The organism is Kocuria sp. p3-SID1428 (assembly GCF_025149945.1).
Classification (GTDB): domain Bacteria; phylum Actinomycetota; class Actinomycetes; order Actinomycetales; family Micrococcaceae; genus Kocuria.
In genome coordinates, this window is sequence record NZ_JALXVH010000015.1 from 45365 (window position 1) to 53227 (window position 7863).

At 70.3% G+C, this 7863-nt stretch carries 8 protein-coding genes; 2 read left to right on the top strand and 6 right to left on the bottom strand.

The annotated features are described in order from the left end of the window. Window positions 1-2: 2 nt before the first annotated feature. From rpsN to M3E84_RS05150, 6 genes are all read right to left on the bottom strand, one after another. Window positions 3-308, bottom strand: a complete 306-nt coding sequence (gene rpsN / locus M3E84_RS05125) for a 30S ribosomal protein S14 (protein ID WP_259895010.1) — start codon at window positions 306-308, stop codon at window positions 3-5. Window position 309: 1 nt separating this feature from the next. Continuing rightward, complete coding sequence (gene rpmG, locus M3E84_RS05130) at window positions 310-477, bottom strand: 50S ribosomal protein L33 (protein ID WP_006213876.1); 168 nt, start codon at window positions 475-477, stop codon at window positions 310-312. Window position 478: 1 nt separating this feature from the next. Next, a complete protein-coding gene (rpmB, locus tag M3E84_RS05135) occupies window positions 479-715 on the bottom strand; it encodes a 50S ribosomal protein L28 (RefSeq protein ID WP_006213877.1) in 237 nt (78 codons plus the stop codon). Between the two features lie 419 nt (window positions 716-1134). After that, window positions 1135-3429, bottom strand: a complete 2295-nt coding sequence (malQ, locus tag M3E84_RS05140; protein ID WP_259895012.1) for a 4-alpha-glucanotransferase — start codon at window positions 3427-3429, stop codon at window positions 1135-1137. 108 nt (window positions 3430-3537) lie between these two features. Beyond that, complete coding sequence (locus M3E84_RS05145; protein WP_259895014.1) at window positions 3538-4386, bottom strand: CoA ester lyase; 849 nt, start codon at window positions 4384-4386, stop codon at window positions 3538-3540. Window positions 4387-4540: 154 nt separating this feature from the next. Continuing rightward, on the bottom strand, window positions 4541-5617 hold the full coding sequence (locus tag M3E84_RS05150) for a glutathione S-transferase family protein (RefSeq protein ID WP_259895015.1): 1077 nt from the start codon (window positions 5615-5617) through the stop codon (window positions 4541-4543). A gap of 255 nt (window positions 5618-5872) precedes the next feature. On the opposite strand from M3E84_RS05150, the gene M3E84_RS05155 reads away from it, so the two are divergent. Together M3E84_RS05155 and M3E84_RS05160 are read left to right on the top strand one after the other, a co-directional pair. Continuing rightward, window positions 5873-7012 carry a hypothetical protein gene (locus tag M3E84_RS05155; protein WP_259895017.1) on the top strand — a complete coding sequence of 380 codons (1140 nt, stop codon included), beginning with the start codon at window positions 5873-5875 and terminating at the stop codon, window positions 7010-7012. A gap of 64 nt (window positions 7013-7076) precedes the next feature. After that, the gene (locus tag M3E84_RS05160; RefSeq protein WP_259895019.1) at window positions 7077-7670 is read left to right on the top strand and encodes a hypothetical protein; all 594 of its coding nucleotides are present in this window, start codon (window positions 7077-7079) and stop codon (window positions 7668-7670) included. Window positions 7671-7863 lie beyond the last annotated feature (193 nt).

Here is a 7863-nt window from a genome sequence, read left to right on the forward strand (position 1 = left end):
AATTACCAGCTCGACTTGGTGATGCCCGGCAACTCGCCCTTGTGGGCCATGTTCCGGAAGCGCACGCGGGAGATCCCGAACTTCTGAAAGGTGCCGCGCGGGCGGCCGTCGATCTGGTCGCGGTTGCGCACGCGGACCGGCGAAGCATTCCTGGGGAGCTTCTGCAGGCCAAGGCGAGCGGCCTCGCGGGCCTCATCCGAGGCGTTCTCGTCGATCAGGGTCTTCTTCAGCTCCGCGCGCTTGTCGGCGTAGCGGGCGACGATGACCTTGCGCTGCTCGTTCTTGGCGATCTTGGACTTCTTGGCCATCTCAGCGCTCCTCGCGGAAATCGACGTGCTTGCGGGCGACCGGGTCGTACTTCTTGAGCACGATGCGGTCCGGGTTGTTCCGACGGTTCTTGCGGGTCACGTAGGTGTACCCGGTGCCGGCGGTGGACTTCATCTTGATGATGGGACGGACGTCCTTATCCTTGGCCATATCAGAACTTCTCCCCTCGTGCCTGCATCTCGGCGACGACAGCATCGATGCCTCGGGCGTCGATGACGCGGATGCCCTTGGCGCTGAGGTTCAGCGTGATGTTGCGGCGCAGGGACGGGACCCAGTAGCGCTTCTTCTGGATGTTCGGGTCGAACCGGCGCTTGGTGCGGCGGTGCGAGTGCGAGATGGTGTGCCCGAAGCCCGGCTGAGCTCCGGTCACCTGGCAATACGCTGCCATTGTGCTCTCCTCCAAATGTCGACGAATGACGGCACGCTGTGGTGCGCGCTGATGCACGGATGCAACTGCGGCAGCGGCCAGGGCGTCCCGTCACCTGAGTACAGCCACCGTTCATGAACCCAGGGCCCACACTCGGGCCCGGCACGGTGGGTAACCGTCAGGGGTCCGCCATGACGACGGTGAAGATCTTGGTGCCGGAAGGTGGACTCCACCACACGACAGCCTTAGATAGTAGGTTGACGCCGGGTTGCCCGCAACTTTCCACATCCCCCCGTACGGGCGGATGCCGCCCCTCCCCGGGTGCCGTCCGGACTCGCGATGGGGCCCGAAACAGGGATGGGGCGAGAGCCCAGTCTAATCGACACGGCGCGGAAGACCAACCGGAGCAGGGTGGGATCACCCACACCCCGCCGCGCGGATCAGCCCTCGACCGGGGGCACCGAGCCGGTGATCCAGGGCGCGGTGGGCGCGTCCGGGTCCATGGTCCGAGGCTGCGAGGGCGCTCCGTCGCGGTCCTGCCTGCGCATCCCGCGCCCGAGGGCCCGGTTCATGACCGCGGACAGCGAGCGCACGCGCTGCGAGCTCTGGATCTCTTCGAGCAGCACGCGGCGGCCCTGATCATCGGCCAGCGGGATGCGCCAGTTCGGGTGCTGCTCGTCGGTGGTCCCCGGCTGGTTCTGCACGCGGCGCTCGCCCACGGCGTCGACGAGCTGGACGCAGTGCAGCAGCGACGGAGCCAGCCCCAGGTAGGCGTGCAGCGCCTCGACGGTCTGCTGCTCGCTCGCCCCCTCGGGCAGCAGCCCCTCGGCTCGGACGGCCTCCAGCCAGCGCTGCAGGGTCTGCTCCGCCTCGGCTCGCTCCTGCTCCACAGGGCGCTCGAGCAGCCCGAGGTCATTGCGCAGATCGACCTGGACCCCCTGGAGGTATCCGGCGGTCGGCGGGAAGTCGTGCGTGCCCACCGAGGCCATGGTCTCCACGCGGTAGTCGCGGGGATCCTTGGGTCCATCGCCCTCGGTCTCGAACCAGAGCACGGAGGTGCCGAGCACGCCCCGGGCGGCCAGCTCCTCGCGCACCCACGGCTCGACCGTGCCGAGGTCCTCCCCCACCACCACCACACCGGCGCGCTGGGCCTCCAGCGCCAGGATGCCGAGCATGGCCTCGTGGTCATAGGAGACGTAGGCGCCCTCGGAGGCGCGGTTGCCCTCCGGGATCCACCACAGCCGGAACAGACCCATGATGTGATCGATCCGGATGCCGCCGGCATGGCGGAAGATCCCGCGCAGCATCTCCCGCCAGGGGCGGTAGCCGGACTCGGCCAGGCGCAACGGGTGCCACGGCGGCTGGCTCCAGTCCTGACCCTGCTGGTTGTACATATCAGCCGGCGCCCCCACGGAGACCCCGCGGGCCAGGGAGCGGTTCAGCGACCAGGCATCGGCGCCGTCCTTGGACACGCCCACGGCCAGGTCGTGCATCACGCCGATGGCCATGCCGGCGGAGACGGCCGCATGCTGGGCGCTGGCCAGCTGCTCGTCGAGCAGCCACTGCAGCCAGATGTAGAAGTGGATGCGGGTTTGCAGGCGCGTGCGGGCCTCGAGCGCATATGGCGAGTCCGGGCCGGCGGCCTCGTCCGCCCACAGCGGCGAGTCCTTGCCGATCTCCTCGCGGATCGCGCACCACAGGGCGAAGTCCTGCAGCTGCTGACCGCCCTCGGCGGCGAAGCGGCGAAGCTGCTGCTGGCGCTGGGCCGAGCGGCGCACGGTGTACAGCAGCTCCAGTGCCTTGAGCTTGGCGGCGTAGACCGGGTCCCGCTCGATGTCATCGACCTCGAGGATCCCGCGGCGCTGGATGGCATCCAGCGTCTGCACGACCTCGGCATCCCCAGGGCGCAGGTAGACGATCTCCGGGATGCCGGCGATGCGCAGGTACAGCGGATTGAAGAACCTGCGGGTCACCGGCAGGTAGGGCGAGGCCTCCAGCGGCGGGACCGGCTCGGAGGCGTGCAGCGGGTTGATCAGGATGTAGTCCGCTCCCTGCTCGCCGCCGATCGCGGCCAGACCGGCGAGATCGTTGAGATCGCCCACACCCCAGGTGCGGTTGGAGGCCACGGAGTACAGCTGCACCGCCCACCCCCAGCGGCGCCGATCCTGCAGGCGATCCGTGGTGGACAGCCGGGCTGGGGTCACGGCCAGCTCGATCTCGGTGGGCACCCCGTGGTCCAGCTCCGGGGCACTGGCCCGCAGCTCATACCACTCGGGGCTCAGATCGGAGGGGAGGCGGTAGAGGATCCGGTCGACCGGCTCGCCGTCGACCTCGCGGGTGCGCAGACTGTCCGGCACAGGCTCCAGGGTCCTGACCTGACCGTCGACGAAGAGCTCCACGGTGGGCTGACTGCCCGAGGGGACGTGCACGGGGAAGGAGTCCCCGCGACCCTCCACGGCGATGACCACGGGCGGCAGGAGCCTGCGCCAGGGCGCATCCAGGTGCTCCTGCAGGGATTCCTGCGCGGCCTGCTCGGAGGAGACGTCGAGATCGAGCGCGCTGAGCACCGAGCTCAGTGTGGAGTCGTCGACCTGGGTCTCCTGCCCGTCGAAGCCGTCGTAGCTGGTGCTGACGCCCAGCTGCTCGGCCAGGCGCCGCAGCGTCTGCCCGGACGGGGCGGCGTGGGTGTCGGCAGGGCCTGCGGAAGTGCTCGGGCCGTCCTGGGGTTGATCCATGCCGCCATCGTATCGGTCGGCTCGAGCGCCTCGATGAGTCGCCCCTCACACCGCCGAGGCACCCCGCGGCCCGGTCAGCGGCGCGCGGCGGGCCTCAGCGCAGCGTGCTCAGCGGTTCCAGAGGCCGTAGGTCGCGGCGAGATCGGAGACCTTGCGGGCGCGGGCCAGGCGCGGCAGGTAGCTGCCGTCCATGGTCCCGACCACGCCGGACTCGTACTCATCGAGCAGCTCGCGGGCCCAGGCGACCTCCTGCTCCGAGGGAGCCAGCCCGGAGTTGATCGGCTCCGTCTGGGCAGGATCCAGGGTCAGCTTGCCGGTCATGCCCATGGACTGGGTCACGCGGCAGGCCTCGTCGAGCTGCTCACCGGAGGCGCCCGGCGTGGGGCCGTCGATCGGGCCGGGCAGGCCGCCCACGCGGGAGGCCACCACCAGGGTCGAGCGGGCGTGGGCCAGGGCCATGGGATCCGCGGAGGCACCGGTGTCGCGGCGGAAGTCGCCCACGCCGAAGGCCAGGCGGAACACACCGGGCGCCCGGGCGATGTCATTGGCATTGACCAGGCCCAGCGCGGACTCGATCAGCGCGATCACGGGGGTGCCGGCCGGCATCATCATGGCGGTGCGGGTGATGTGATCGGGCGATTCGGTCTTGGCCAGCATGATCCCGCGGAGGTTGCGCGCCCCGGACAGGGCATCCAGATCCGCCTGCCAGTGCTCCGAGTGGATGTCGTTGATCCGCACCCACGCCCCCGCACCCTGGTTCAGAGCCTCGACGACATCGGCGCGCCCCTGCTCCTTCTGCCCCTCGGGCAGACCGTCCTCGATGTCGAAGATCACGGAGTCGGCCTCCGAGGCCAGCGCCGGGGCGAAGGCCTCGGGGTCGCCGGCACCGACCAGGAGCACAGAGCGGGAGAGCCGGGCCGGCAGGGCGGCGGCGCGCTGATTGCGGTACGGAGTCAAAGGAGCTTCCTTCGCGGAGATGAGGGGCGGGCCGAGGACCGGGTGGCGGTCTGCATATCGGCCGGGTGAGTCTCGACCCACCAGCCTACCGCCGTCGCCGCCCCCGGGACGGGGCCGCGGGACGCAGGTCATGCCCCGGGGCATGCGCCCCGGCTCAGGCGCCCAGGGGCGTGTGCGCCGGGTCCACGCGCTCGACGGGGCGGACAGGAGCCGGGGCGGTGCCCTCACCGAATGCGGAGCCGCCCAGCGACTCGCGCCCGTGGGGCTCGAGCCAGTTCTCCAGCGACGGCCCGACCGGCACGATCTGCGTGGGATTCAGGTCCTCGTGGACGATGTAGTAGTGCTCCTTGATCTGCTGGAAGTCGACGGTGTCGCCGAAGCCGGGGGTCGTGAACAGATCGCGGGCGTATCCCCACAGGTTGGGCATCTCCGTCAGCTTGTTCCGCGAGGCCTTGAAGTGCCCGTGATAGACGGGATCGAAGCGCACCAGGGTGGTGAACAGGCGGACGTCGGCCTCCGTGATGTGCTCGCCCATGAGGTAGCGCCGATCGCTCAGGCGCTCCTCGAGCCAGTCCATCGCGACCCACAGCCGGTCGTAGGCCTTCTCGTAGGCCTCCTGCGAGCCGGCGAAGCCCGCGCGGTACACCCCGTTGTTGACCTCGGTGTAGATCCGCTTCATGACCGTGCGCATCTCGTCCTCGAGCTCGGCCGGCCACAGGTCCGGGGCGCCCTCGCGGTGATGGGCCGTCCACTGCTTGGCGAAGTCCTCCGTGATCTGCGCGAAGTCGTTGGTCACGACCGCGCCGGTCTGGATGTCGACGATCGCCGGCACCGTGATGCCGCGGGGGTAGTCGGGGAATCGGGCGAAGTAGGCCTCCTGCAGCCGCTCGATGCCCAGCACCGGGTCCTTCCCGCCCTCGTCGAGATCGAAGCGCCACGAGCGGACGTCGTGAGTGGGCCCCGGAAGGCCGATCGAGATGGCGTCCTCGAGCCCGAGCAGGCGGCGCACGATCAGCGTGCGGTTGGCCCACGGGCAGGCGCGCGCGGCGACCAGGCGGTAGCGCCCAGCCTCGACCGGCCAGGCCTGCGCGCCCTCGCTGAGCTGCGCCGACGACGGATCCGCCACGATCCGATCCTCGATGTAGTTGGTGTCCCGGTCGAACTCCTCGCCCTGGTGCACATAGGCGCCCTTGGTGCTGTGCCCTGTTCCTGCTGTCGTCAGCTCGGTCATGTCTGCCTCCGTCTTCGCGCGAATGCGGCCGACGGCTCCGCGCCGGAGCACAGGGCGGTCGACCCGATCCTGCTTTAGATGATACGTCACCAAACGGGATTCGGCCAGATCCATGACCCGACTCACGGCCGATGCCGAGTGAGCGTCCCGTACGATCCCGCACAGATGACCCGCACCCGCCCCCGGACAGCGGGGCCGCCCCCCACCTCGTCGCCACCCAGCCCGCCTCGCGCGGACCAGTCAGGGAGAGCACCCATGAGCCAGAGACTTCGCGTCGAGATCGTGCGGACGGAGGCGCAGCTGCAGGAGTTCATCGACCTGCCCTGGCAGCTGCATCCCGCGCACCTGCACATGCCGATCATGGAGGAGACGATCCGCGGCTGGTTCCACGGCCGCACGGGCCACCCCGGACGCATCGATCTGGTCCTGATCCGCGACCAGGAGGGCGCCGTGCGGGCGCGCTCGTGCGTGCACACCCACGACGCCTTCGAGCAGCGCCTGGGCGTGCCGACCCTGTTCTTCGGCGCGACCGAGTTCGCCGACCACGCCTGCCTGGAGACGCTGACCACCTGGGCGGCCGAGCGCGGGCGGGCCCTGGGCAAACGGCAGCTGCTCGGCCCGGTGGCCCTGGACGGGCAGGAGCGCTGCGGCGTGATCACCAGCGGGTTCTCCCAGCCCACGTTCCTGGATCAGCCCTGGAACCCCAGCCGCGTCCCGGACAGCTACGAGGCGCTGGGCTTCGAGCGCTGGACCGAGGGCGCGACCTGGAGCGTGGACCTGACCCGCGCGCAGCTGCGCCGCCCGGAGGCGGCCGAGCTCGAGGCGCGAGGCGTGGAGCTCGTGCGGCTGCGCCGCCGTGAGGTGGACGCGACCCTGCCGGAGATCGCGGCCGCCGTGAACGAGGCCATGGGCCGCCAGCACTACTTCACGCCGATGGACGAGGAGCAGTTCGCCGCCTCGGTCAAGGACCTGTCGATCATGCTGGACCTGGAGATCGTGGGGCTGCTGCGCTACCGGGCAAGCGGCCGGATCGCCTCACACTTCATCTGCATCCCGAACATCTCCCCTGCGGTGCGCGAGGCGCGCGGGCGGATGCGCCTGTGGGATCAGGTCAAGCTCCTGGCGCGCCACCGCCGCTATCGCCGCGAGGCCCTGCTGATCGTGCAGGGAACCCGCGCCGAGCACGAGGGCACGGGCCTGCTGTCCATGCTCAGCCAGGAGATCATGGCCCGCCTGCGCGAGAAGGGCTACCGCCGGCTGCTGGTGACCTTCATCATCGAGGGCAACGGAGGCTCCTCGCGCCAGTTTGAGCGCGTGGGCGGGTCACCGCTGCACGGCACCACCTTCTACCGACTGGACCTCGCCCAGCAGGACGGGGCCCCGGTCGTATCCTGAAAAACCGGACCCAGCTCCTTCCGCGGACCGCGGACGGGGCAGAACCGCCAGGAGATGACCCCCCGTGAACGAGCGCCCCGACCACGCCCAGCAGACCGATCGCACCACGATGGACGTGCGGGCCGTCCGCGCGCGGCGCCGCGCGGTGCGCGGGATCTCCCTGGCCATGATCAGCCTGGGACTTCTGCTGTGCGCCTCGCTGTCCACCACGGGCCGGACCGTCCTGGGAGCCCTGGGCCTTCTGCCGGCAGTGCTGGGAGCCGCAGGCTTCCTGGCCGTGGGCATGGGCGTGCCGGCCGGGCTGCGCCTGCCGGTCCGCGAGCACCGTCGCGGCCGAGCGCTGTGGCTGCTGCCCTCCGCCGTGCTGATCCTGGCGCTCGTGTTCCTGGGGGCTGCCTTCTGGACCGACGGCGCCGCACCGGAATCCGGTTCGCCCTGGACGATCGTCTGGCTCGTCAGCGCAGCGACCCTGGTCACCTTCGCGGGACTGAGCTTCGGACTCGTGGCCGCCTCCCGACTGACGGTCCACGATGACGACGACGCCCCCCTGCGCCGCGTGGACTGGGCCGAGGAGTATCCCGAGCGCTTCGAGAACCGCCCGCCGCGACGCCCCGGCGACGGCTACGACTCCTCCTGGATCCGCGGTCAGCGCCGCTGAGAGCCTGCTCTGGAAATCCGAGTCCGGACATGCGAACGGGCCCTGCCGCTTGGGGGATCAGCAGGGCCCGTTCTGGCGTCCGCATCGGGGGAACGGGACGCACCATCGCGCGCGGGAATCATCCGAGAACACATACGGGGGACGTCCTCGGGCCGATACGCGCGACACCACCCAATATAGGGGACACTTCTAT